The following is a 23584-nucleotide window of genomic DNA, read 5'->3' on the forward strand; positions in this document are numbered from 1 at the left end:
CATGCACCTGATGCACGCTACTCAGGCCAGGATCACCGGGATCACGAACCGGTCGAGCATGTCGCGCTCGGCGTCGACGGACTCCCCGGGGGTGGTCAGCAGCGACACGATGACGCGAACCAGCCAGCGTGCCCGATCCCGGAGGTCGTCGTCGACGGCGTCGGGCAGCAGAACGGTGAGGAAATCGGCGGTCACCTTCTCGATCCGCGGGGACAGCAGGGCGAGATGGCTCGACGTGCCGGCGGTTTCCGGGGAGAACCACGCGATCAGCGCGGCATTCGCACGGACGCCGGCGACGGCGGTGGTCACCGCGGCACGCAGCCGGTCGTGGGGGTCCTGTTCGTCGGCGACGGCCGCACCGATGGTGTCGGCCAGATCGTGGGTGGCCCGATCCACATAGGCGGCAAGGACTTCCGATTTGCCCGGAAAGTAGCGGTACAGCGTTGCCCGAGAGCATCCGACGGCGGTGGCGAGCTGTCGCATGGTGACCGCACCGACGCCGTGCTCGACGAAGAGTCTTTCGGCGACGTCGAGGATGCGCTGCGACGCGAGTTCGGTGCGCTCGGCCGCGAGCCAGACCTCAGACATGGAACGGCACGTAAGTCGGGCGGCGGACGTAGTTGCCCTCGGCCCACGTGATGCCGTCGACGTCGACCGTGAACGCGGGATGGCGGGCCAGGAGTTCGGTGAGCGCGACGCGCGCCTGCATCCGTGCGGCCGCGGCGCCCAGGCAGTGGTGATTGCCGTGGCTGAACGTGAGGATTTTGCGGGGCCGGCGGGTCACCGCGACGGTGTCCGCGTCGTCGCCGTACACGTCCCGATCGCGGTTCGCCGATCCGTAACAGAGCAGCACCTTCCGGCCGGCGGGGATCGTGACCGGCTCGTCGAGCGTGTTCGGGTACGTCACGTCCCTGGTGGTGGTGCGGGCCAGGCCCTGCACCGGCGACGTCAGCCGCAGCAGTTCGTCGATGGCGCCGGGGAGCAGGCCCGGGTCGTCGATCAGGCGTTGGCGCTGGTCGGGGTGCTGGTGCAGCAGTGCGACGCTGCCGCCCAGCATGCCGGTGGTGGTGTCGTTGCCGCCCGCGACCATCGTGAACGTGAAGGACAGGATCGACAGCAGGCCGGACGGATCGTCGGGGTCGTCGGCAAGCCCGGCGGAGACCAGCTGCGACACCGTGTCGTCGCCCGGATGCCTGCGTCGGTGCGCGATCAGTTCGGTGAAGTACCCGAGCATCTCCATCGTCGCGGCACCCGCCGACTCCGTGGCGGCGGCCATCCCGCCGACGCCCGACGTCGCACCCACCACGGCTTCGGTCCACCCGTCGAACCGGCCCCAATCCTCCTCGGGGACCCCGAGATAATGTGCGACGACCATGCTCGGCAGCGGCTTGAACAGCTCGCCCACGATGTCGGCGGGACCATCCGATCCGAGCCGGTCGAGCCGTTCGACCACGAACTCGCGGACCTTCGGCTCGATCTCGACGACCTGTCGCGGAGTGAAGCCGCGCGACACCAGCTTGCGGAACGCGGTGTGGGTCGGCGGGTCCCGCATCACCAGCGGGGGATTGTCGACCATGCCGATCGCTTCGAGTTCGCCGTAGGTGACGGTCAATCCCTGCGCCGACGAGAACGTGGCCGGGTCATCGACCGCGGCCAGCACGTCGGCGTGGCGGGTGAGCACCCAGTAATCACCGGTCGCAGCCTCCACCCGGTGTACGGGTGAATGCTCGCGCAACGCCGCGTACATCGGATACGGGTCCGCCCACGTCGCCCCGGATCGCAGGGTGAACGTGGGGCTGGTTGACACATCGGAGATCATGTTCTGAGGCTGAGACACTGTGTGGAATGTGTCAAGGGTGCGGGTGGTGCGCGGCCACAGCCGAGCCATGAAAAGTCCTGCTCGGCAGAGGTGAAACGAGTCGACCATCGGCCCTTCTCTAAGGTGGAGGGATGACCAGCCCCCTGCAGCCGAGACGTGTCGCATTGATCTCGGTGCACACGTCGCCGCTGGCCCAGCCGGGGACCGGGGATGCCGGGGGGATGAACGTCTACGTCTGGCAGACCGCAACCCGCATGGCGCGCCGCGGGGTGGAGGTCGAGATCTTCACCCGGGCGACGTCGTCGTCGGACGACCCGGTCGTCGCGGCCGCGCCCGGCGTGACCGTCCGCAACGTCGTCGCCGGCCCGTTCGAGGGGCTCGACAAACGCGACCTGCCCGCGCAACTGTGCGCCTTCACCGCCGGCGTGCTGCGGGCCGAGGCTATGCAGAAGCCCGGCTACTACGACCTCATCCATTCCCACTACTGGCTTTCCGGCCAGGTCGGCTGGCTGGCCCGCGACCGTTGGGGGGTGCCGCTGGTGCACACCGCGCACACCCTCGCCGCGGTGAAGAACGCCTTCCTGGCCAAGGGGGACACCGCCGAGCCGCAGTTGCGGGTGATCGGCGAACAACAGGTGGTCGACGAGGCCGACCGCATGGTGGTGAACACCGAAACCGAGGCGGCGGAACTGGTTTCGATGTACCACGCCGATCGCTCACGCATCGATGTGGTCACCCCCGGTGCCGATCTCGACGTCTATTCGCCGGGATCGAAGGAGGCCGCGCGGATCGACCTCGGACTGCACCCGGAGGAAACCATCCTGACCTTCGTCGGTCGGATTCAACCCCTCAAGGCGCCCGATGTCCTGCTCGCGGCGGCCGCACCCCTGATCGAGAAGTACCGCGGCACTTCTCATCCGGTGCGGGTCCTGATCGTCGGCGGACCGTCGGGCAGTGGTCTCGAGCGCCCGACGGCGCTGATCGATCTGGCCGACGACCTCGGTGTCGCCGACGCCATCACCTTTCTGCCGCCGCAGTCGGCGCCGAACCTCGCCCAGGTGTACCGGGCATCAGATCTCGTTGTGGTACCCAGCTATTCGGAGAGTTTCGGTCTCGTCGCGATCGAAGCCCAGGCCTGCGGCACCCCGGTCGTCGCCGCGGATGTCGGCGGACTCGGGGTGGCGGTCGCCGACGGACGTTCGGGTGTGCTCGTCGCCGGGCACGATGTCGGCGACTGGAGTACCGCCCTCGGTGGGCTCCTCGTCGATCCGACGCGGATGGCCGAACTGGGTCGCAACGCGCGCATCCACGCTGAACAGTTCTCGTGGGAACACACTGCCACCCAACTGCTTTCGAGCTACTCGGACGCGATGGGATCGTTTGCGACGCGCAATCCGACCTCGGCCGCGGCGGTGTCGATGCGGCGCGGTTCGCGCCGGTGGCGTCGTCGCAAGGCCCGGATGCCCGCCTGACTTCTCCCGCCCGACAAGGAAGACTGCGTGAACCGATCCGAGATCGTCGACATCCTCGAGACCACCCTGATCAACGGTGAGATCTCGTTCAGCCACAGGGATTCCGGGAGCCCGCACACCGAGCATCTGGTGCTCGATCTGCCGGGGGAGAACAAACTCAAGACCACGGTGCTGCTGACCGCCGGCCCGCACGGCGTGCGGGTGGAGGCCTTCGTCTGTCGCCGGCCCGACGAGGACCACGAGGCCGTCTATCGCTATCTGCTCAAGCGCAATCGGCGCCTCTACGGGGTGGCGTACACGATCGACAACACCGGCGACATCTACCTGGTCGGTCGGATCTCGTCGGATGCGTTGTCCGAGCACGAGATCGACCGGGTTCTCGGCCAGGTGCTCGAAGCCGCGGACGGGGACTTCAACACCTTGCTGGAGATCGGCTTTCACACGTCGATCCAGCGGGAATGGGCCTGGCGGGTGTCACGGGGGGAGTCGCTGCGCAACCTGCTGGCCTTCGAGCACCTCATCGACAAGGAGTCGTTGCCGGAACCGGGTGCGCCCCTGCCAGACCGGTACGTTCCGGGGGAGACCTCGGCGCTCGACCGGGCCGCCGATCGGCCGGACGCGTCCGAGCTCGACGAGGACTGACGGCGACACGACGCCATTGAATCAGTTCACATCCTCCAGATGCCCCTCGGGGACATGATGGCGCTTGTGGTGCCAGAACGTGAACGCCCACAGGATCACACCGAACAGCAACAGCCACCCGGCGATCACGTACTGTTCGGGGTTGCGCCCGGTCACCGGGAGCGTGAGGTAGAAGCAGGTGATCGCGCCGAGCACCGCGATGGGCGTCCTGGTACGGAAGTGCTTGTGATCGACCGGCTTCCGTCGCAACACCAGCACCGAGACGTTCACCACCGTGAACACGCCGAGCAGCAGTAGGGCGGTGGTGCCGCCGAGCAGGCCGACGATGGAACTCTTCGGGTCGGCACTGACGTACACCAGCAGGACGAGCGCGATGACCGTGGTGAAGATGATCGCCGCGAACGGGGTGCGCCGGCCCGGATGCACGTAGGACAGGAATCCCGGCAGCACACCCTGTTTCGACATGCCGTAGAGCAGTCGGCTGGCCATCATCATGTTGATCAGCGCGGTGTTCGCGACGGCGAACATCGAGATCCACGGCAGCAGATCGCTGATCGGGAAATCCGGTGCGGCGGCCTGGACGACGTCGACCAGCGGCGTCTCGCTCTCCGCGAGCACCCCCACCGGCACGATCGCCACCGCGCAGATCGCTATCAGCACATAGACCGTCGCGGTGATCGCCAACCCGCTGAGCATGACCTTCGGGAAGATCCGCACCGGGTCCTTGCATTCCTCGGCCATGTTCACCGAGTCCTCGAAGCCGACGAGTGCGAAGAACGCGAGCGCGGTCGCCGACGTGATGGCGATGAACACCGTCTTGTCCTCGGGAGTCTCGAAGGCCACCACGGCATCCCAGTGTTGCGCGTTGCCGCCGACGATGAACCAGTAGCCGATGAAGATGACCATCAGCAGACCCGACAGCTCGACCAGGGTCAGGACGACGTTGGTGCCCACTCCCTCGGCGACGCCGCGGAAGTTGATGAACATGACCAGCAGTAGGAACCCGATGGCGACGAACAGCAGGGCGGGGTTGGTCGCGTCCGGGGAGTCGCCACCGTTGAACGCCGTCAGCATGTTCACCGCGAATGCCCGCGATGCCGTCGTCGCCGACGTGATGCCGGAACACATCACGGTGAACAGCACGATGAACGTGATGAAGTGGATACCGAATGCCTTGTGTACGTAGAGCGCGGCGCCCGCGGCCTGTGGATACTTGGTGACCAATTCCAGATACGAGAAGGCGGTGAGAGTCGCCACCGCGAAGGCGATCAGGAACGGCAGCCAGGCCGCGCCGCCCACCTCGCCCGCCACCTGGCCGGTCAGGGCGTAGACGCCGGTTCCCAGGATGTCGCCGATGATGAACAGCAACAACAATTTCCAGCCCAGAACCCGTTTCAGTTCCGGCTCGCCGGCAGTAGTCGAGCCGGTATCCGCCGATGTCGTCATGTTCCGACGGTAGACCCGTTTTGTCCGTTGTGCCCGATTTATCCCAGGTTGTTGCCGGTTCGGTACTGGCTGGATCGACGCCGGCGGCGCCCTGGCTGCAGGACGGGCGTGGTGGGCCCGGATTCACCCTCGGGCTTCGGTGCTCCCGAGCCGGGCGGACACCTCGGCAGCGCACGCCACGACGTCGCGCGCGAGGATCTCGATCAGTGTCGGCGGGACCCGGAACCGCGGAGCCGACAGCAGCACGGCCGCGACCGTCGCCCCGCGGTGATCGTGTACCGGTGCCGCGATCCCGACCTCCTCCGCGGAGGTGCGGCCGTCGTTGACGGCATACCCCTGTTCCCGCACCTGGGCGAGCTCGTCGGGCAAGCAGTTCGGTTCCGCGGCGTCCCCGTGGCTGGTGACCAGCAACCGGCGATCCAGCAGACGTTGCACCTCGACGGCGGGCAGGTCGGCGAGAAAGACCTGCACCGACGCGCTCTCGCAGGTGTCATAACGGGTACCGATGGCCGCGGTGTGTTTGACCTGTTTGGGGCTCATGACCTGCTCGACGACCACGGACTCGTGGCCGTTCCACACCATCAGTGCGCTCGTCTCCGCGGTGCGCCCGGTGAGCTGCTGCAGCGAGGGCCCCGCGACCCGCCGGACGTCGAGATCGGCCAGGAGTGGGCCGGTCAATGCGATGAGACCCAATCCCAGACGGAACCGACCACTCTGCGCCTCGCGTTCGACGTATCCGGCTTGTTCTAGGGTGGCGAGGATGCGGGACACGGTGCTCTTGTGGAACCCGACGCGGCGTGCGATCTCGGTCACGCCGAGCACCGGCTCCTCGATCGTGAATGCCTCGAGCACCGCCAGGCCGTTGAGGAGTACCGATGCCGCACGCTTGTCCGACGTCGCAGCCGTTTTGTCGTCGGGCACGACCCACCTCCTTGTGTCTCGCGCGGCGGCCCCGCGCGGCTCCGGTCGTCGCCGGGCACGCGGGGCGCCGTCGTCAGACGCCGAGGATGTTGTGCTCGGGCCCGAACGGGAACCCGGTGATGTTCTCGGCGCCGTCGTCTTTCACGACGAGGATGTCATGCTCGCGATAGCCGCCCGCTCCCGGTTGGCCCTCGGGAACCATGATCATGGGTTCCATCGACACCACCATGCCCGGCTCGAGAACGGTCTCGATGTCCTCCCGCAATTCGAGTCCGGCCTCGCGCCCGTAGTAGTGCGAGAGCACGCCGAAGGAGTGCCCGTAGCCGAAGGTGCGGTTGGCCAGTAGCCCTTCGGATGCGTAGATCTCGTTGAGTTCGGCTGCGATGTCCTTGCACACGGCGCCCGGTCGGATGAGTTCCAGACCGCGTCGGTGAACGGCGACGTTGACCTCCCACAGTCGCAGGTGCTCGGCACTCGGCTCGCCCGCGAACAGGGTGCGTTCAAGCGCGGTGTAATAACCGGCGATCATGGGAAAGCAGTTGAGCGACAATATGTCTCCGCGCTGGACCCGACGTGTTGTCGACCAGTTGTGGGCACCGTCGGTGTTCACCCCGGACTGGAACCACACCCAGGTGTCCCGCAGTTCGGCATGCGGGAAGGTGCGGGCGATCTCGCGAACCATCGCCGATGTTCCGGCGAGCGCGACCTCGTATTCCGGAACGCCCTCGGCGATCGCGTCGCGCACCGCTGCGCCGCCGAGATCTCCGATGCGGGCGCCGTGTCTGATCAGCGCGATCTCCTCCGCCGACTTGATCATCCGCCGACGCATGATGGGTGTGGACACGTCGACGAGGTCCATGCCGGTGTAGTCGGCGATCTGTTCGCGGAGCGCGGTGTTGAGGTGGTCGTCCTCCACACCGAGCCGCCCCGACGCGATGCCGTCGCGCTGCAACACCTGCTGCACAGCGTGGAGATGGTTGTCGCGCTGCCAGTCGGTGTAGACGATGTTGTCGCCGTGGGAGCGGCGCCAGGGCATACCGGCGTCGATATTGGCGGTCACCGTCGTCGACGACGACTGGGTCACGACGAGGTAGTAGTTGCGGCCGAACGCGGTGTACAGGAAGTCCGAGTAGTAGTTGATGTTGTGATAGCTGGTGAGGACGACGGCGTCGACGCCGTCGTCGGCCATGAGCTTACGGAGTCCGGTGAGGCGGCGGTCCATCTCGGCATCGGAGAAGGTGGGAAAGGCCTTGTGCCCGTTCGGGATATCCTTGAGTCGGTCGAGGTGCATGGTGCTGATTCCTTTCGTGTTTCTTCGTGGGTCGAGGTCAGTTGTCGGCCAGTGGCCGGCGGCAGGTCTCGCGGGCGAAGCTCATCGCGATCATCGCGACCATCGCCGCGGCCACCAGGTAGCCGGCGGGCGCCAGCTTGTTGCCGGTCAGGTGGATGAGCAGAGTGGCCATGAAGGGAGCGGTGCCACCGAACAGCGCGTTGGCGGTGTTGAAGCTGAAGGCGAATCCGCTGTAGCGGACCGAGGTCGGGAAGATCTCGGCAAGGAAGACGGGCAGCGTCCCGTCGTTCATCGTCAACAGGAAGTTCAGGGTGATCTGAATGGCGATGATCCCGACGAGGCCGACCGCCCCGAGCGCAGCGAACAGCGGCACGGTGAGAACTGCGAAGCCGATCGACGCGGCGATCAGCACTCGCTTGCGGCCGAAGCGATCCGAGAGTGCTCCCATGCCGAAGATGAAGGCGATGTAGCAGGTGAGGGTGATCGACGACGCGATGAACGACGCGGTCGCGGAGACCCCCAGCTCGGTCGACAGGTAGGTCGGCATGTAGCTCAGCAGCAGGTAGAAGCCGACTGCGTTGAGGCAGGTGACGCCGAACGCGATGACAATGGCCCGTCGATGACCCGTGAACAGCTCGCGCAGCGGTGCGTTGGCGTGTTCGCGGAGTTCCAGTTCATGGAATTTCGGTGTGTCTTCCAAGCGCAACCGGATGTAGCGACCGATGAGTCCGAGTGGTGCCGCGAGGAGGAACGGGATACGCCAACCCCAGCTGTCGAGTTGATCGGTGGTCAGCGAAGCGGTGAGCAACGCTGCCAGAAGGGAACCCACGAGCAGTCCGCAGGCCGTTGATGCCGGGACCACGCTGGTGAAGAGTCCGCGTCGACCCTCGGGCGCGTATTCCGCGAGAAATGCTGATGCGCCGGCATATTCACCGGATGCCGAGAATCCCTGCACCATTCGGACGATCAGCAGCAGGACAGGTGCCGCGATCCCGATGGTGGCGTAGCCGGGGATGAGGGCAACGCAGACGGTCGCCGTGGACATGATGAGGATGGACAGCGACAACGCCGTGCGCCGTCCGATCCGGTCACCGAAGTGGCCCCAGACGAGACCGCCGATCGGACGGATCACGAAGGAGATCGCGAAGACGGCGAAGGTCGCGAGAAGTCCCGCGGATGCCGATGCCTCGGGAAAGAAGACGTGGGCGATGACGGTGGCGAGGTAGCCGTAGACCGCATAGTCGAACCACTCGACGAAGTTTCCGATGAAACTTGCGGCGACCACGCGTCGCAGCACTTGCGGTGGAGCAGTAGGCGTTTCTGCCATGTCGTCCATGGTCGGGGTGGTCATGTCAGATCGCCGGGTGGACAACGGTTGGGCCGGTGCCGATTCGGGGGTGGAAGTCATGGGGTCATCTCCGGTGCGCGATGAGGCTGGATATGTGTTGCAGTTACAGCAACAGTGATGCATCTAACGGAACGGTAGGACGACGGGGGACGCGTGTCAAGACCTGGCCTGAGGATTCTTCCCGGTACGCGAGCGCCGACCTCATGGCGTTATTCATCTCAAAAAGGCTGCAGCGCAACGGGTCTTGTGATGGAGGGACGTCCGTGTAGACCGCATTGGCCGTTATGTTGACTTGATTGCAACATCGTTGCAATAAATGAAACTCGAATCCGCGGGTCGCCGGGGCTTCGGCGACCCCGACCACACCGTGAGGGGATACCGGGGCGAAACCTATCGAGAGAGACACGAAGCCGCCTTGCCTGACTGCCATGAAGGGGCGCCTGCTCTGTGGAAAACTGACACCCATGAGCAACGGCACCTTGATTCTGATGCGGCATGGCGAAAGCAAATGGAATGCGTCCAACCAGTTCACCGGATGGGTTGACGTAGCGCTCACGGAGAAGGGGGAAGCGGAAGCGGTCCGCGCGGGCGAGTTGCTCGTCGAGCACGATCTGTTGCCCGACATTCTCTACACGTCGGTGCTGCGGCGCGCGATCCAGACCGCGCAGATCGCGCTCGACAAGGCCGATCGGCACTGGATTCCGGTCATCCGTGACTGGCGTCTCAACGAACGCCATTACGGTGCGCTGCAAGGTCTCAACAAGGCCGACACCCTGGAGAAATACGGCCAGGAACAGTTCATGCTCTGGCGCCGCAGCTACGACACGCCGCCACCCCCGATCGATCCCGAGGCCGAATACAGCCAGACCCACGACCCGCGCTACGCCGACCTGCCCGCGGTGCCGCTGACCGAATGTCTCAAGGACGTCGTCGCCCGGATGATCCCGTACTTCACCGAGACGATCGCCGCCGACATCAAGGCGGGCAAGACCGTGCTGGTTGCCGCCCATGGCAATTCGCTGCGCGCACTGGTGAAGTATCTCGACGACATCTCCGATGCCGACATCGCGGCCCTGAACATCCCGACCGGCAACCCGCTGCGCTACGACCTCGACGACGACCTCAAGCCGCTCAACCCGGGCGGCACCTACCTCGATCCGGAGGCGGCTGCGGCCGGTGCGGCAGCGGTCGCAGCACAGGGCCAGAAGTAGCAGGAGTGCCTGAGCTCTTGTAACAGAATCGTCATGGTGCCGACCCTGTGACGCAGGCTACATTGGATGCCATGGTGAATGTCGGGACGCTGAGGATCAATCATTCCCCTGCTCAAGAGCGTTACGAAGCGGTCTTGAGTCCGGATTCGGGTGCCGATCTGACGTCCGGCGACGAAGTCGTCGGATATGTCGACTACGTTTCGGAGCCATATCAGGTGGTGGTCACCCACACGGTGATCCGCGAGCAGTTCAGCGGCCACGGATATGCCGGCCAGCTGGTCCGGACGGTGCTCGACGACATCCGGGCCAGCGGCAAACGGGTGGTCCCGGTGTGTTCGTACGTGCAGCGCTTCATCCAGCAGAATCCCGAGTACGCCGACATCGCCGAGTCGGTGCCCCAGTAGCCGAACCGGGTCGTCGCATCGGCCGCGCTGTCGAACAACGAGTGAACAGCCGCGGAACAAATGTGACGCAGGTGCGGTAGTCGTTCGGTGCGCCGTAAGCTGCCAGTGTGACCGTTGCATGGGTTGCCGCGGCGCTCGCACTGGCGTTGGTCTGCGGTGTGTTGCTGGGGATGGGTTGGCACCGCCGAGGTATGAGGTCGGTGACCGCGCCGCCATCGATTCCCGCGGACGCCGCGGCACAGTCGGTGGTGGCGACGGCGTCAGTGGAGCCGCGAATCGTACCCGCCATCGCCCCCCGCGAAGTGGCCGAGACTGCCGAGCTGCGCGACTCGGATGTGGCGGTGACCACAGACGACGGGCGGATGACCAAGGCCGGATTGCTGAGCCTCATCGTGAGCCACGCCGAGAACGGTGTCGCCGTCGTCGACCGGTTCCGTGACGTCGTCCTCTACAACCAGCAGGCCCTCGACCTGGGGTTGGTCCGTGATCGGCTGCTGGCCGACGCGGTGTGGGATGCGGCCAAGGAAGTGCTGGACACCGAGGTCGAGGCGCGTTTCGAGTTCAGCCCACCGCAATCGGCGCTGGGATTCGTCTCGACCGGACGGGCGACCGCCTCCAGCGTCGACTCGGTGCGCTGTCTGGTGCGCCTCGTCGCCCACGGCGAGGAGCATTACGCCGTGGTCTACGGCCAGGACGACACCGAACACTCCCGCGTGGAAGCGACACGACGCGACTTCGTCGCCAACGTCTCGCACGAACTCAAGACACCTGTCGGTGCGATCGGCCTGCTGACCGAAGCCCTGCTGGAGTCTGCCGACGAGCCGGACTCCGTCGAATACTTCGGCAAACGCGTCGTCTCCGAGACCGAGCGGATGGGCAAGATGGTCAGCGAACTCATCGCCCTGTCACGACTGCAGGGCGGCGAGACGTCGGCATTCGAGATCGTCGACGTCGACACCCTGATCAGCGACGCCATCGACTCGGCCATGGTGAGTGCCGAGGCCGCCGGCATCGCCTTGCACGCCGATGCCCCGTCGGGCCTGACCGTCCGGGGCGACCGTCCGCTTCTGCTCACCGCGCTGAACAATCTCATCGTCAACGCGATCGTCTACTCGTCGGCCAACACGACGGTGTCCGTCAGCCGGCGCATCACGCGGTCCGAGGGACGGCCGATGGTGTCGATCGCGGTCACCGACCGCGGCCTCGGCATCGCACCCGACGATCAGGAGCGGGTCTTCGAACGATTCTTCCGGGTGGACAAGGCGCGTTCGCGGCAGACCGGTGGTACGGGGCTGGGGTTGGCGATCGTCAAACACGTCGCCGCCAATCACGGTGGGGCGATCAAACTGTGGAGCAAGCCGGGCACCGGATCGACCTTCACGCTGCAGATCCCGCAGGATCTCACCGCCGACATCGCCGACATCGGCGACATCGACGATGCCGACACGGATGAGCCGGTCGGCGACGTCGACGTGGCGGGCAAGCTCGCCGGGGCGTTGTGCCCCACCGACCAGGATTCGTTGTCGCAACCCGCGACAGAACGTCCATGACTACCAAAAAGGAAATGCATCGGTGACGCACGTACTGATCGTTGAGGACGAGGAATCCCTCGCCGACCCCCTGGCGTTCCTGCTGCGCAAGGAGGGATTCGAGGCCAGCGTGATCAACGATGGGGCGCAGGCACTTTCGGCCTTCGACCGGATCAGCCCGGACATCGTCCTGCTCGATCTCATGCTGCCCGGCATGTCGGGCACCGAGATCTGCAAATCGCTGCGCGCGCGGTCGAGCGTGCCGGTGATCATGGTGACCGCACGAGACAGCGAGATCGACAAGGTGGTGGGTCTCGAACTCGGCGCCGACGACTATGTCACCAAACCGTATTCGGCCCGCGAGCTGATCGCCCGCATCCGCGCGGTCCTGCGCCGCGGTGGCGATGTCGGCGACGAGGATCTGTCGATCAGCATCCTCGAAGAAGGGCCCGTCCGGATGGACGTCGAGCGCCACACGGTCGCCGTCAACGGGACGTTGATCACCCTGCCGCTCAAGGAGTTCGACCTCCTCGAGTACCTCCTGCGCAATGCCGGCCGGGTGCTGACGCGCGGACAGCTCATCGACCGCGTCTGGGGTGCCGACTACGTCGGCGACACCAAAACCCTTGACGTGCACGTCAAACGGCTCCGCTCGAAGGTCGAACCCGATCCGGGTAACCCGAAACATCTGGTGACCGTGCGGGGTTTGGGCTACAAGTACGAGCCCTGAGGTTCGTTGGCCGGGAAAGCGTTGCCGCCTTTCGCCGGTCGAGTTATCCACCCGCTGATCGAGTGAGTATCGCGGCTTGCGTGGGCCGGGGAGAGTCCTCCATTCGCTGATCGAGTAAGGCTCCGAGCGCAGCGAGGCGCCGCATCGAGATCGGCTGTCTGACAACGGGTGAGGTCTCGATTTGGTCGTCGCCACGCTCCTCCCTGATCCGAAGAGTCGCCACCTCCGCTGATCGAGTAAGGCCCCGAGCTTGCGAGGGTCCGCATCGAGATCTCGTTCACCGTTGATCTCGATGCGCTCGCTCGCAAGCTCGCGGGCTTACTCCTTGGATCGAGTCAGGGAGGAGCTTGCGACGACCGCATCGAGATCGATCAGCGAAAAGGGCTGCGACTCTTCCCAGCCCACGCTGGCCGCCTGCGGCGGCCCTGGTTACTCACTCGATCAGCGGTAAGGGCGTGGCACTCACTCGATCAGCGGTAGGGGCTGCGGCACTTGCTCACTCAGCGGAGTGGTGCGTCGGCCATCCCGTCAGTCCTCGAGCAACTCGTACTTGATGTCGGTCTCCCGACGCGTGGTGGCGGCGGCGGTGGCGGGATGAACCGCGACCAGGCCCAACCCTTTTCGGCGGCGGCACGCGGTGGCGAGGGCGTCGTAGGCGGGTTTCCCGATCAACTCCGTCAGCTCGGGGGCGTAGGACTCCCACACCTGCGTGGCGCCGACGTGTGCGTCCGGCGATCCCGAGCAGTACCACTTCAGGTCGTGCCCGCCTTCGCCCCATCCGCGGCGGTCGAACTCGGTGATCGTGGTGCGCAGCACCTCGGTGCCGTCGGGGCGCTCCACCCACTCCTGCGCGCGCCGGACCGGAAGTTGCCAGCACACTTCGGGTTTCACCGTGAGCGGTTCGAGACCTCGACGCAGCGCCATCGAGTGCAGCGCGCATCCGGTGCCTCCGGCGAATCCCGGACGGTTCAGAAAGATGCAGGCGCCCTTGTATTTCCGTGTCTTCAGGGTCGGCTCGCCATCCTCGTCGGCCTCGCCCTCCTCGAGGTAGCCGCGCGGCCCGAGCGGGTCCTTGCCGGAGCCCTTCTTGTAGTACTGCCAGTCGTCCTCGGTGAGCATGGCCATCGAGCGGGCGAGGTTGCGCCGGTCGTCCTTGTCGGACAGGTAGGCGCCGTGGCTGCAGCAGCCGTCGTGCTCGCGGCCCTCGATGATGCCTTGGCAGGCCGGGGTGCCGAAGACGCACGTCCAGTGCGACAGCAGCCAGGTCATGTCGGCGGCGATGACATGTTCGGGATTGGCGGGGTCGACGAACTCGTACCACTCGCGGGGAAAATCGAGATCGACTTCGGGCGCGGGCTTGATGCGCGTCGATGCGTTGGGGCTGGGCACGCCTCAACGGTAACCGTCGTCGGCGAAGTCGCACGCCGACGTGCCCGGCGCCGTCCGCGGCGGGTGCCGGCGCACCCGAATTACAGATCCACGTATCTACTCTCGGGCGTCAGGCACTAGGGTTGTCTGACGTGCGTCTAGGAGTGCTCGACGTGGGCAGCAACACGGTCCACCTGTTGGTCGTCGATGCCCATCGCGGCGGTCATCCCACGCCCATGAGTTCCACCAAATCGGTGCTGCGTCTGGCGGAACAGATCGACAGCCGCGGGCGGTTGACCGACCGCGCGGCCGAGAAACTCGTCGAGTCCGTCGACGAGTTCACCCACATCGCGTCGACGTCCGGGTGCGAGCAGATCATGGCGTTCGCCACGTCCGCGGTCCGCGACGCGAGCAACAGCGACGAGGTCCTCGCCCACGTGGCGGACAAGACCGGCGTGGGGGTGACCGTGCTGTCGGGTCGCGACGAGGCGCGGTTGACCTCGCTGGCCGTCCGCCGCTGGTACGGCTGGGGTGCCGGTCGCATCCTCGCGCTCGACATCGGCGGCGGCTCCCTCGAGATGTCCAACGGCGTCGATGAGGAACCAGATGTGGCGCTGTCGTTGCCGCTGGGTGCGGGTCGCCTGACGCGGGAGTGGTTGCCCGGTGATCCGCCGGATCGCCGTCGGGTTTCGGTGCTGCGGGACTGGCTCGACGCCGAACTCAAACCCGCCGCCAAGGAGCTCATGGACCCCGGCAGGCCCGATCTCGCGGTGGCCACGTCGAAGACGTTCCGCAGCCTGGCGCGCCTGACCGGCGCGGCACCGTCGGGAGCCGGTCCGCGCGTCAAGCGTTACCTGACGGCCAACGGGTTGCGGCAGCTCATCGCGTTCATCTCCCGCATGACCCGCGACGACCGTGCCGAGCTCGAAGGTGTCAGCGCCGACCGCGCCGGTCAGCTCGTCGCCGGTGCGCTCGTGGCCGAGGCCGCGATGCGGGCATTGTCTATAGATACACTTGAGATCTGTCCGTGGGCTCTGCGTGAGGGGGTCATCCTGCGTCGACTCGACGAAGAACCGATGCGGACCGCCGAACCTGTCGGGACCAAGACCTCGGCGGCAAAGGGGACCGGCCGAGGCATTGGTTGACCCACGCGCCGAACGGCGTGGCGGTGCACCGCAGCTCGGGGGCGGATTGTGATGCGGTCCCGTGCCGGGACAGATCGATTGCGAGGACGGAGAACGAACGCTTATGGCTGGAGAATCGGCGTCGGGTGACGAGAGCGGAACCGGGTCCGGGGAGCAACCCACGGACTCCCGCCCGATCTCGGTGTCCGAACTGCTGGCCCGCAGTCGCGAGAGCGGCGGCCCCGCGGTCACCCCGCGCGAGGGCCGCGGCCGCCGACGTGTCGGCCGCGAGGGATCGGTGTCGGTGTCGGAGCTGACCGGCGAGATCCCGCGCATCGACACCGGTTCGTTCCCCCGGTCGTCGAGTCCGGTCGCCAGGCGTCGCGCCGACGACGGTGCCGTCGCGGTGCCGCCGTCCGGCCCCGAACTCCCCGCACCTGCCGAAAGCTCCGCCGGCCCCGAACCCACGAACGCGTCCGCGCGCACAGCCGCCAGCGGCATGCCGAGCTTCGCCCGGCCACCGGCCACGAGCGACTTCAGCGCAGGCAGCGTGACCGCACGGCTTGCCGACGAGTCGACTCAGACCGGCGCCGTCGTCGGCGCCGATCTCGACGAGGAGTCGGCGAACGCGGTCACCCGCATCATCCCGGTGGTCGAGGACGACCGCGACGACCTCGTCGTCGTGGAACCCGACGACATCGAGGGCGTCGATCTCGCGTCGTCGAATACCCCCGGCACCCCCGCCGCCGATGGGCGCCCCGAGGTCGTCGGGGACTTCGACGCGTACCGCAACTTCAGCGACGTGGCGGTCGAGGAGAAGCCCGCCAAGAAGCGTGGGCTGTTCGGACGGTTCAAGAAGGACAAGTCACGGCAACCGGGCGCCGACGCGCAGGCTGCGGCAGGCGATGACCAGGTCGGCGAAGACGCCGCCCCTGAGTCGACCGGGCACGCCTCGGCCGCCACCGCCGCGCTTGCCACGGCCGGAGTCGCCGGAGTGGCCGGTGTGGCTGCGGCGACGCGAGCGACCGACACCGAGGACGCGCCGGCCGATGAGTCGTCAGCCGAGTCCGCAGCCGACGAATCGCCGTCGCTCGACACCCCGGACGACGCTTCAGCCACCGACGACGCCACACACGAGGACATCGAGGACACGTCGACCGAGGCCGAGGCCGTTGATGGGGACGTCGAAGGCGCCGAGATCACGGACACCGCGGAAACGGTCGACGAGCACCCGGAGGAACCGGAGCCGGTCGACGAGAGCACCGATGCGGGTGCCGACACCCTGCCCGCTGAGACCGACGCCGACGAGGCCACCGACCAGGCCACCGACGCCGACCTGGACACCGAAGGGGACCAGGCCGCTGGGGCTGACCAGGCCGACGGTGACCAGGCCGCCGAAGAGGATCAGGCCACCGTCGCCGACCAAGCCACCGTCGCCGACCAAGCCACCGTCGCCGACCAGGACACCGTCGCCGACCAGGACACCGACGCCGACCAGGACACCGACGCGACCGAGACGTGGACGGACACCGACGAGTCCTCCGACGTCGAGGCCGGCCCGGTCGTCACCGAGGCCGACGCCGAGGAAGGCGCCGCTCCCGAGTCCGCAGCGGCCGACGCGCAGATCCCGGTCGACGACGAGCAGGCCCCGGCCGTCGAGACAGCGCCGTCAGCCACAACCGAGACCGCCGACACCGACTCCGGTACATCCGACCACGAGAAATCGCCGATGGCCGCCTGGCTGATGATCATCGGGGAATCGCTGGCCGGCGTGGCGGTCGGCATCGGGCTGTTCTGGGGCTTCACCGAACTCTGGAAGTGGAACGTCTACTTCGCGCTGGTGCTGGCCGTGCTCGTGATCTTCGGCATCGTGACGTTCTCCCACGTCGTGCGCCGGACAAAGGACCTGACCACCACACTCCTTGCGCTCGGCGTCGGACTCATCGTCACGATCGGCCCGCTCGTCCTGTTGGCGACGTGAGCCGGCCACCCGTCGTGTGCGCCCGGTGACGCAGCCGAGCCAGCCGCACCTGGTCGACATCCCCATCGGGCTGTCGACGGCATCGGTGTACCCCCAGAACACCGAAGCGGCGTTCCAGTACGCCGCCGAGCTCGGCTACGACGGCGTCGAACTCATGGTGTGGGGCGACTCCGCGAGTCAGGACATCGGCCACGTCGAATACCTGTCCGAGCGCTATCAGATGCCCGTCGTGTCGATCCACGCGCCGTGCCTGCTCATCTCGCAGCGGGTGTGGGGACGTGACCCGCTGGTGAAACTGGCCCGGTCGGTCGAGGCCGCCGAGGACCTCGGCGCCGAAACCGTCGTCGTGCATCCGCCGTTCCGCTGGCAGCGCGCCTACGTCGAAGCATTCGACGATCTCGTCACCGAACTCGAGGACGACAGTGGCGTTGCGATCGCCGTCGAGAACATGTTTCCGATGCGGGCCGACCGCCTGTTCGGTGCGGGGGAGCGGTCGGTCAAGCGGCTCGAGAATCGTGGCGGTGGGCCGGGCCTGGCGGTGTCGGCGTTCGGCAAGTCGATCGATCCCACCGACGACGGTTATGACCACTACACGCTCGACCTCTCGCACACGGCCACCGCCGGGATCGATGCGCTTGACCTGTTCGATCGCATGGGGTCGAAGCTCACCCATCTGCACCTCGCCGACGGCGACGGTGCGTCCACCGACGAACACCTGCTGCCCGGTGACGGGGGACAGCCCTGCGCCGAGGTGTGCCGCCGTCTCGCCGACAGCGAGTTCGCCGGCGCCGTTGTGTTGGAGGTCACGACCAGCGCGGCGCGGACGAAACCCGAACGAAGTGCCCTGCTGGCCCGTTCGCTAGATTTTGCCCGGCAGCACCTCACACGGCGGTTGCCACCGGCGCCGGGCGGACGAGAGCGGAGCGATGTCGAACAAGTTGGCCGAATTGTTGACCCTCACGGAGGTGGCGCGGGCCGGTGACGACCGCATCAGCTACCAGGCGTTCGTCGATCCGGTGTTCACCATCGGCCCCAAGGTGCACGGCGGCAGCCTGCAGATGGTGGTCGCCCATGCCGCGCGATCGGCGCTGACCGCCCTGGGCGATGCGGCGGTCGACGAGGCCAAGATCCCGGTGGCGATCTCCAGCGACTACCTCACCGCACCCGCCCCCGCCGAGCTCACGCTCGACGTCACGATCCGCAAGCGTGGTCGCACGGTCACCGTGATGTCGGTCGACGCGGTGCAGGACGGCCGCACGATGGTGTCGTCGTCGGTCACGCTGACCGCCCCGGATACCGGCCCCTCCCATCATTCGGCGCCCACGCTGCTCGACGCGACACCCGCCGAACCAACCGCCGACAGCCTGCCCCTGGAGGGATCGCCGATGGAGGCGTTCAACCATCTGGGTGGTGCATTGCATCTGGTGCTCGATCACAGCGCGGCTGCGTTCAGCCGCGGGGAGAAGGGGGACCCGGTGGTGCGCGGGTGGGCGCGGCCGAGAGACGCCGAACCGGACGAGGACTTCGCGGTTCTCGTCGGCGACATCTCACTGCCCGTCGTCGCCAACATCGGCCTGGCCGGCTGGGCGCCGACGGTCCAGCTCACCACCTACGTGCGTCGACGCCCGGCCCCGGGCTGGCTGCGATTCGCCGCGAGCAGCATCGAGATCGGACCCGGCATGTTCGAGGAGGATCACCTCGTGGTGGACTCGGAGGGCACGGTGATCGCGCAATCACGGCAGCTCGCCCTGATCCCCAAGTACACGCGCTGACCCACCCACCCGACGACCACACACTCAGGAAGGCAACCAGTCGTGACCGAACGCATCGCCATCATCGGAGGCGGAAAGATCGGTGAAGCCCTGCTCGCGGGACTCATCCAGGCGGGCAAACACACCAAGGATCTCGTCGTCGCCGAGAAGATGCCGAGGCGGGCGAAGGAGATCGCCGACGAATACGGCGTGCTGGTCACCGACGACGCGACTGTCGCCGCCGAGGGCGCGCAGTACGTCTTCCTCGCCATCAAACCCGACGACGTCGACGCTGTGCTGCGCAAGATCGCGTCGGCCGACGACGACGCCGAGTCCGAGCGCGTCGTGGTCACCCTGGTGGCCGGGCTGCCCATCCAGAAGTACGAGAACGCCCTGCAGGCCGGCTCCCCGGTCATCCGCGTCATGCCCAACACGCCGATGCTGGTCAACGAGGCGATGTCGGCGATGTCGGCCGGACGGTACGTGAGCAACGAGCAGGTCGAGGCGGTGCAGGCCCTGCTCATGTCGGTCGGCAAGGTCGCGGTGGTGCCGGAGTCGCGGATGGATGCGGTGACGGCGATCTCCGGCTCCGGGCCCGCCTACGTCTTCCTGATGGCCGAGTCGATGATCGACGCCGGAGTCGCGCTGGGCCTCACGCGGGCTCAGGCGAGCGAGCTGACCGTCCAGACCATCCGTGGTGCGGGCCTGCTGCTGAGCGAATCGGGGATCTCGCCGGTGGATCTGCGGGCCGCGGTGACCTCGCCGGGCGGCACCACTGCGGCGGCCATCCGGGAATTCGAGGCCAATGGCTTCCGCCACGGCGTCTACCAGGCAACTCAGGCGTGTGCGAGCGTCAGCGCGAAGACTGGCCATCGACCAGACATTGAGGGTTTGAGCAGCGGAAAGGCGTAGCGCTCAAACCTCGAAACCCCATGAATTGGGGTTGTACGGCAGTAAAACCCCAGGATCTTGGGGTCGAAACGACAATAGGTGCAGTTTTCACACAACTCACGTCGCTTTTTTCACATCTGCCACGTTAAGCTGCTTTAAGCACGTGCGTGTCTGATGTCCGCCGGAGGGGAAGCCGGCGGCCGCGACGCGTGCACCGGAGGTATGAGTGATTCATGGCTGCAGCAGAAAAGCCTGGTGATAGGACCGGCGGCACGGGAAACCCAGTGGGTAACGCCTCGTCGGGTTCGCAGTTCCTCACGGTCGCCGAGGTCGCATCGTTGATGCGTGTTTCGAAGATGACGGTCTACCGACTGGTGCACAGCGGCGAGTTGCCCGCCGTGCGCGTCGGCCGTTCGTTCCGGGTGCACGCGAAGGCCGTGCACGACTACCTGGAGACCTCGTACTTCGACGTCGGCTGATGCCATGACATCGGGTCAGACGACCTGACGTGCTGGTTTCGCTCCCTCGGGTGGGCCGCGCAGTGCTGCGGCCGACCCGGGGGAGTCGTCGTTTCCGGGGGTCGGCACCGGTTCGACCCGGCCAATTTTCGTCTGACGGTCACCGGCCGGTAATGTTGATGGTCGCGTGCCGATGTTTCTGCCGCGCCGAGGACATCGGCCGACAGCGAACTCGCTGTCCGAAGAAAAACGAAGAAGATGTGAGGAAGCGACCCGATGGGTTCTGTGATCAAGAAGCGCCGCAAGCGCATGTCGAAGAAGAAGCACCGCAAGCTGCTGCGTCGGACCCGGGTGCAGCGTCGCAAGCTCGGTAAATAGGCCGCGCGCGAGTCCTGCTCGCGGTGTCGTCCACGAAGAACCCGCCGATCGCGGGTTCTTCGTCGTTTCTGCGTCGCCTCGTGTGAACAGACGCGTTGAGCGGGGTGCTGTCGCATGTCCTAGCCTGGGGACATGTCAGACGAGACGTCGACGACGCCACGCACGGTCCTGGTGACCGGTGCGTCCACCTTCCTCGGCGGATACCTGGTCGCCCGCCTGGCGGCCAACCCCGCCATCGAGCGGGTGCTCGCCGTGGACTCCCGGGTCCCCCGCAAGGACCTCATGCGGCGAATGGGCCGTGCCGAGTTCCTGCGCCTCGACATCCGGCGTCCGGCCATCGCCAAGGCGATCGCCGGCTACGAGGTCGACACCGTCGTGCACGCGGCAACCTCGATCATGGAGACCGCGCCGCACTCGTCGGCGATCAAGGAGTTCAACGTCGTCGGTGCGATGCAGGTGTGTGCCGCCTGCCAGCGAAGCCCTTCGGTGAAGCGCCTCATCCTCCGGTCGACGGCCATGGTTTACGGGGCCAGTGCTCATGACCCGTCACATTTTGCCGAGGAGACGACCGCGCGCCGCGAACCCAAGCGCGGCTATGGGCGCGATCTGCTCGACATCGAAGGCTACGTTCGCGGTCTTGCTCGACGTCGACAAGACATCGAGGTGACGATAGTGCGGCCGCAGGCGATCCTCGGTCCGCGGATCAACACCCGGATGGGGTCGTACCTGTCGCTGCCCATCGTGCCGACGGTGATCGGATACCAACCGCGACTGCAATTCCTTCACGAGGAGGACGCGCTCGCCGCCATGGAGCACGTGACGCTGTACGGCAAACCCGGCACCTTCAACATCTCCGGCGATGGGGTGGTGACCCTGACACAGGCCATCCGACGTATCGGGCACATCGAATTGCCTGTTCCCAGTGGACTTCTCGCGCCCATCACCGGAGTCTTCCAGGACCTGCGGTCGGCCAAGCTGCGCTCGAGTCAGACCGAGTTCCTGACCTACGGACGCGTCCTCGACACCACTCGCATGCGTGCGGAGTTGGGGTTCGCGCCGCGCTACTCGACGATCGAGACAGTCGACGACTTCGTCGCCCGCGGGGGCTCGAGTGCCGTCATCGCGCCCGAGACGTGGCGATCGCTGGAGCGGCGTGCGGTCGACGCGGCGCATCAACTGCAATGACACGCACTGTGACTTAGCGCACATCAATGCACAACGCAGTTGCAACCTCTACACTCGGAGCACATACCCGGTCGTATGTGCGGGTAAGATGATGACGGATCGCGTCAGACTAGTGACGAATCACATACGGTGGCGGAGCGCCACCACGGCCCGCGGGTCGATCGTACGAGCAAGATCGGGGTGAGCATCTTGGCAGGTGGCGGCGCAACGGACGCACGTACCGCAAAGGTGATTCAGCTCTACGCAACCCCATCGGGTCCCGACGTGACCGGTCAGCGTGGCGCCCGCGGGCGGCACCCGAGTCAGCATCCAGGCCAGGCGACGACGAAACCCGCACCCGCGCAAACGAAGTCGCGTCCCACCCAGCCCGTCGGGCATCCCAACACCGATGGCTTCGGACGACCGCCCGCCGCGGTCACGCCGATCAACGACGACGTGCGGGCGGCTGCGGAGTCACTCGGCCCCGAACATCGCGGTCCGAACCGCTCGAGTCCGCTGTTCTCGCTGTCCGGGATTCGCGGTGCGGTCGCCGATTCGTTGACCGCCACCGCCGGGTTCATCCGCGAACGGATGACCGGCGAGTACGAGGTCGACGAGTTCGGTTTCGATCCGCACTTCACCGAATCGGTGTGGTTTCCCGCCGTCCGCCAGGTCTACGAGAAGTGGTTCCGGGTCGAGGTCAGCGGCGTGGAGAATCTGCCGCTCGAAGGCGGCGCACTGCTCGTCGCGAACCACGCCGGCACCCTCCCCGTAGATGCCCTGATGACGTCGGTCGCCGTCCACGATCACCACCCGACCAACCGCTATCTCCGCGTGCTGGCCGCCGACATGGCCTTCGACACCCCGGGCGTCAGCGAGGTGGCCCGGCGCGTCGGTGCGACCCTCGCCTGCACCAACGACGCCGATCGCCTGCTGCGCGCGGGTGAGCTCACCGCGGTGTGGCCGGAGGGGTTCAAGGGAATCGGCAAGCTCTACAAGGATCGCTACAAGCTGCAGCGGTTCGGTCGCGGTGGTTTCGTCACCACCGCCCTGCGCAACGCCGCACCGATCATCCCGGTGTCGATCGTCGGTTCCGAAGAGATCTACCCGATGCTCGCCGACCTCAAGCCGCTGGCCAAGGTCCTCGGGCTGCCGTACTTCCCGATCACACCGACCTTCCCCCTCCTCGGGCCGCTCGGCCTGGTCCCGCTGCCGTCGAAGTGGCACATCCACTTCGGCCGGCCGATCGAGACCGGTGGCTACGACGAGACGTCCGCCGACGATCCGATGGTCGTCTTCGACCTGACCGACCACGTCCGCGAGGAGATCCAGCAGACGCTCTTCCGGATGCTGAGCCGTCGGGGCAGCGTCTACTTCGGCTGACCCTCACTTCCATCCGTCGAGCGGGCAATTCCCGCGTCGGCTGGGCGCCCTCCCGCGTCGGCTGGGCGGCGGTTCTCGTCGACTGGGCGCCCTCCCGCGTCGACTGGGCGCCCTCCCGCGTTGACTGGGCAGCGTTTCGAGTCGACTGGGCGGCGGTTCTCGTCGACTGGGCGCCCTCCGGTAATTGCCATACTTGGTGTGAGTCACTCCTGATAGAAAATGGAGCACACGAGGATGTCACCGGGATTCACGGTTGAGGAGATGACCGAGTAC

22 protein-coding genes are annotated in these 23584 nt (G+C 66.6%); 15 read left to right on the forward strand and 7 right to left on the reverse strand.

Annotation, left to right across the window (positions count from 1 at the left end):
* Positions 1-21: 21 nt before the first annotated feature.
* Both ACWDTI_RS26445 and ACWDTI_RS26450 read right to left on the reverse strand, forming a co-directional pair.
* Positions 22-588 carry a TetR/AcrR family transcriptional regulator gene (locus ACWDTI_RS26445; protein ID WP_449741112.1) on the reverse strand — a complete coding sequence of 189 codons (567 nt, stop codon included), beginning with the start codon at positions 586-588 and terminating at the stop codon, positions 22-24.
* Positions 581-1819, reverse strand: coding sequence for a cytochrome P450 (locus tag ACWDTI_RS26450; RefSeq protein WP_449741113.1), 1239 nt, complete (start codon positions 1817-1819; stop codon positions 581-583). The genes ACWDTI_RS26445 and ACWDTI_RS26450 overlap by 8 nt, the downstream gene beginning before the upstream one ends.
* Before the next feature lie 131 nt (positions 1820-1950).
* Here ACWDTI_RS26450 and mshA point away from each other — a divergent pair, with 131 nt between their 5' ends.
* Positions 1951-3291, forward strand: coding sequence for a D-inositol-3-phosphate glycosyltransferase (gene mshA / locus ACWDTI_RS26455; RefSeq protein WP_449741114.1), 1341 nt, complete (start codon positions 1951-1953; stop codon positions 3289-3291).
* A 27-nt stretch (positions 3292-3318) separates the two neighbouring features.
* The gene (locus ACWDTI_RS26460; protein WP_449741115.1) at positions 3319-3933 is read left to right on the forward strand and encodes a YbjN domain-containing protein; all 615 of its coding nucleotides are present in this window, start codon (positions 3319-3321) and stop codon (positions 3931-3933) included.
* Positions 3934-3954: 21 nt separating this feature from the next.
* Here ACWDTI_RS26460 and ACWDTI_RS26465 read toward each other — a convergent pair whose 3' ends face one another.
* From ACWDTI_RS26465 to ACWDTI_RS26480, 4 genes are all read right to left on the reverse strand, one after another.
* Positions 3955-5379: an APC family permease gene (locus ACWDTI_RS26465; RefSeq protein WP_449741116.1), complete on the reverse strand. Its 1425-nt coding sequence runs from the start codon at positions 5377-5379 to the stop codon at positions 3955-3957.
* Between the two features lie 123 nt (positions 5380-5502).
* On the reverse strand, positions 5503-6300 hold the full coding sequence (locus ACWDTI_RS26470; protein ID WP_449741117.1) for an IclR family transcriptional regulator: 798 nt from the start codon (positions 6298-6300) through the stop codon (positions 5503-5505).
* Positions 6301-6373: 73 nt separating this feature from the next.
* A complete protein-coding gene (locus tag ACWDTI_RS26475) occupies positions 6374-7591 on the reverse strand; it encodes a M24 family metallopeptidase (RefSeq protein ID WP_449741118.1) in 1218 nt (405 codons plus the stop codon).
* A gap of 37 nt (positions 7592-7628) precedes the next feature.
* Positions 7629-8942 (reverse strand): MFS transporter, encoded by a 1314-nt coding sequence (locus tag ACWDTI_RS26480; protein WP_449741131.1) that lies wholly within the window; start codon positions 8940-8942, stop codon positions 7629-7631.
* A 461-nt stretch (positions 8943-9403) separates the two neighbouring features.
* Here ACWDTI_RS26480 and ACWDTI_RS26485 point away from each other — a divergent pair, with 461 nt between their 5' ends.
* The 4 genes from ACWDTI_RS26485 to ACWDTI_RS26500 all read left to right on the forward strand — a co-directional run bounded on the left by ACWDTI_RS26485 (position 9404) and on the right by ACWDTI_RS26500 (position 12813).
* Positions 9404-10150, forward strand: coding sequence for a phosphoglyceromutase (locus tag ACWDTI_RS26485; protein ID WP_449741119.1), 747 nt, complete (start codon positions 9404-9406; stop codon positions 10148-10150).
* A gap of 71 nt (positions 10151-10221) precedes the next feature.
* Positions 10222-10554, forward strand: coding sequence for a GNAT family N-acetyltransferase (locus ACWDTI_RS26490; protein ID WP_449741120.1), 333 nt, complete (start codon positions 10222-10224; stop codon positions 10552-10554).
* A gap of 107 nt (positions 10555-10661) precedes the next feature.
* Positions 10662-12104, forward strand: coding sequence for a sensor histidine kinase (locus ACWDTI_RS26495; RefSeq protein WP_449741121.1), 1443 nt, complete (start codon positions 10662-10664; stop codon positions 12102-12104).
* Positions 12105-12126: 22 nt separating this feature from the next.
* Positions 12127-12813 (forward strand): response regulator, encoded by a 687-nt coding sequence (locus tag ACWDTI_RS26500; RefSeq protein WP_449741122.1) that lies wholly within the window; start codon positions 12127-12129, stop codon positions 12811-12813.
* 528 nt (positions 12814-13341) lie between these two features.
* On the opposite strand, the gene ACWDTI_RS26505 is transcribed toward ACWDTI_RS26500, so the two are convergent.
* Positions 13342-14175, reverse strand: a complete 834-nt coding sequence (locus ACWDTI_RS26505; RefSeq protein ID WP_449741132.1) for a hypothetical protein — start codon at positions 14173-14175, stop codon at positions 13342-13344.
* 158 nt (positions 14176-14333) lie between these two features.
* Here ACWDTI_RS26505 and ACWDTI_RS26510 point away from each other — a divergent pair, with 158 nt between their 5' ends.
* From ACWDTI_RS26510 to ACWDTI_RS26550, 9 genes are all read left to right on the forward strand, one after another.
* Entirely contained in the window at positions 14334-15326 is a 993-nt protein-coding gene (locus ACWDTI_RS26510) for a Ppx/GppA phosphatase family protein (protein ID WP_449741123.1), read from the forward strand.
* 103 nt (positions 15327-15429) lie between these two features.
* Complete coding sequence (locus ACWDTI_RS26515; protein ID WP_449741124.1) at positions 15430-17286, forward strand: hypothetical protein; 1857 nt, start codon at positions 15430-15432, stop codon at positions 17284-17286.
* 25 nt (positions 17287-17311) lie between these two features.
* Positions 17312-18268 carry a sugar phosphate isomerase/epimerase family protein gene (locus tag ACWDTI_RS26520; RefSeq protein ID WP_449741125.1) on the forward strand — a complete coding sequence of 319 codons (957 nt, stop codon included), beginning with the start codon at positions 17312-17314 and terminating at the stop codon, positions 18266-18268.
* Positions 18213-19058 carry a thioesterase family protein gene (locus ACWDTI_RS26525; RefSeq protein ID WP_449741126.1) on the forward strand — a complete coding sequence of 282 codons (846 nt, stop codon included), beginning with the start codon at positions 18213-18215 and terminating at the stop codon, positions 19056-19058. The genes ACWDTI_RS26520 and ACWDTI_RS26525 overlap by 56 nt, the downstream gene beginning before the upstream one ends.
* A 42-nt stretch (positions 19059-19100) precedes the next feature.
* Positions 19101-19949, forward strand: a complete 849-nt coding sequence (proC, locus tag ACWDTI_RS26530) for a pyrroline-5-carboxylate reductase (protein WP_449741127.1) — start codon at positions 19101-19103, stop codon at positions 19947-19949.
* Positions 19950-20161: 212 nt separating this feature from the next.
* Positions 20162-20407: a helix-turn-helix domain-containing protein gene (locus ACWDTI_RS26535; RefSeq protein ID WP_449741128.1), complete on the forward strand. Its 246-nt coding sequence runs from the start codon at positions 20162-20164 to the stop codon at positions 20405-20407.
* A 255-nt stretch (positions 20408-20662) separates the two neighbouring features.
* Positions 20663-20764: a 30S ribosomal protein bS22 gene (locus ACWDTI_RS26540; protein WP_003402602.1), complete on the forward strand. Its 102-nt coding sequence runs from the start codon at positions 20663-20665 to the stop codon at positions 20762-20764.
* Positions 20765-20896: 132 nt separating this feature from the next.
* Positions 20897-21949, forward strand: coding sequence for an NAD-dependent epimerase/dehydratase family protein (locus tag ACWDTI_RS26545; RefSeq protein WP_449741129.1), 1053 nt, complete (start codon positions 20897-20899; stop codon positions 21947-21949).
* Positions 21950-22129: 180 nt separating this feature from the next.
* A complete protein-coding gene (locus ACWDTI_RS26550) occupies positions 22130-23311 on the forward strand; it encodes a lysophospholipid acyltransferase family protein (RefSeq protein WP_449741130.1) in 1182 nt (393 codons plus the stop codon).
* Positions 23312-23584 lie beyond the last annotated feature (273 nt).

The sequence above is a fragment of the Gordonia sp. NPDC003424 genome, assembly GCF_053588655.1.

Excerpts from the sequence above, each read along its gene's own strand:
- mshA (WP_449741114.1), top strand. The coding sequence starts at position 1,951 with ATGACCAGCCCCCTGCAGCCGAGACGTGTCGCATTGATCTCGGTGCAC.
- ACWDTI_RS26540 (WP_003402602.1), top strand. The coding sequence starts at position 20,663 with ATGGGTTCTGTGATCAAGAAGCGCCGCAAGCGCATGTCGAAGAAGAAG.
- ACWDTI_RS26515 (WP_449741124.1), top strand. The coding sequence starts at position 15,430 with ATGGCTGGAGAATCGGCGTCGGGTGACGAGAGCGGAACCGGGTCCGGG.
- ACWDTI_RS26485 (WP_449741119.1), top strand. The coding sequence starts at position 9,404 with ATGAGCAACGGCACCTTGATTCTGATGCGGCATGGCGAAAGCAAATGG.
- ACWDTI_RS26490 (WP_449741120.1), top strand. The coding sequence starts at position 10,222 with ATGGTGAATGTCGGGACGCTGAGGATCAATCATTCCCCTGCTCAAGAG.
- ACWDTI_RS26545 (WP_449741129.1), top strand. The coding sequence starts at position 20,897 with ATGTCAGACGAGACGTCGACGACGCCACGCACGGTCCTGGTGACCGGT.
- ACWDTI_RS26445 (WP_449741112.1), bottom strand. The coding sequence starts at position 588 with ATGTCTGAGGTCTGGCTCGCGGCCGAGCGCACCGAACTCGCGTCGCAG.
- ACWDTI_RS26525 (WP_449741126.1), top strand. The coding sequence starts at position 18,213 with ATGTCGAACAAGTTGGCCGAATTGTTGACCCTCACGGAGGTGGCGCGG.
- ACWDTI_RS26535 (WP_449741128.1), top strand. The coding sequence starts at position 20,162 with ATGGCTGCAGCAGAAAAGCCTGGTGATAGGACCGGCGGCACGGGAAAC.
- ACWDTI_RS26450 (WP_449741113.1), bottom strand. The coding sequence starts at position 1,819 with ATGATCTCCGATGTGTCAACCAGCCCCACGTTCACCCTGCGATCCGGG.
- ACWDTI_RS26480 (WP_449741131.1), bottom strand. The coding sequence starts at position 8,942 with ATGACCACCCCGACCATGGACGACATGGCAGAAACGCCTACTGCTCCA.
- ACWDTI_RS26475 (WP_449741118.1), bottom strand. The coding sequence starts at position 7,591 with ATGCACCTCGACCGACTCAAGGATATCCCGAACGGGCACAAGGCCTTT.
- ACWDTI_RS26465 (WP_449741116.1), bottom strand. The coding sequence starts at position 5,379 with ATGACGACATCGGCGGATACCGGCTCGACTACTGCCGGCGAGCCGGAA.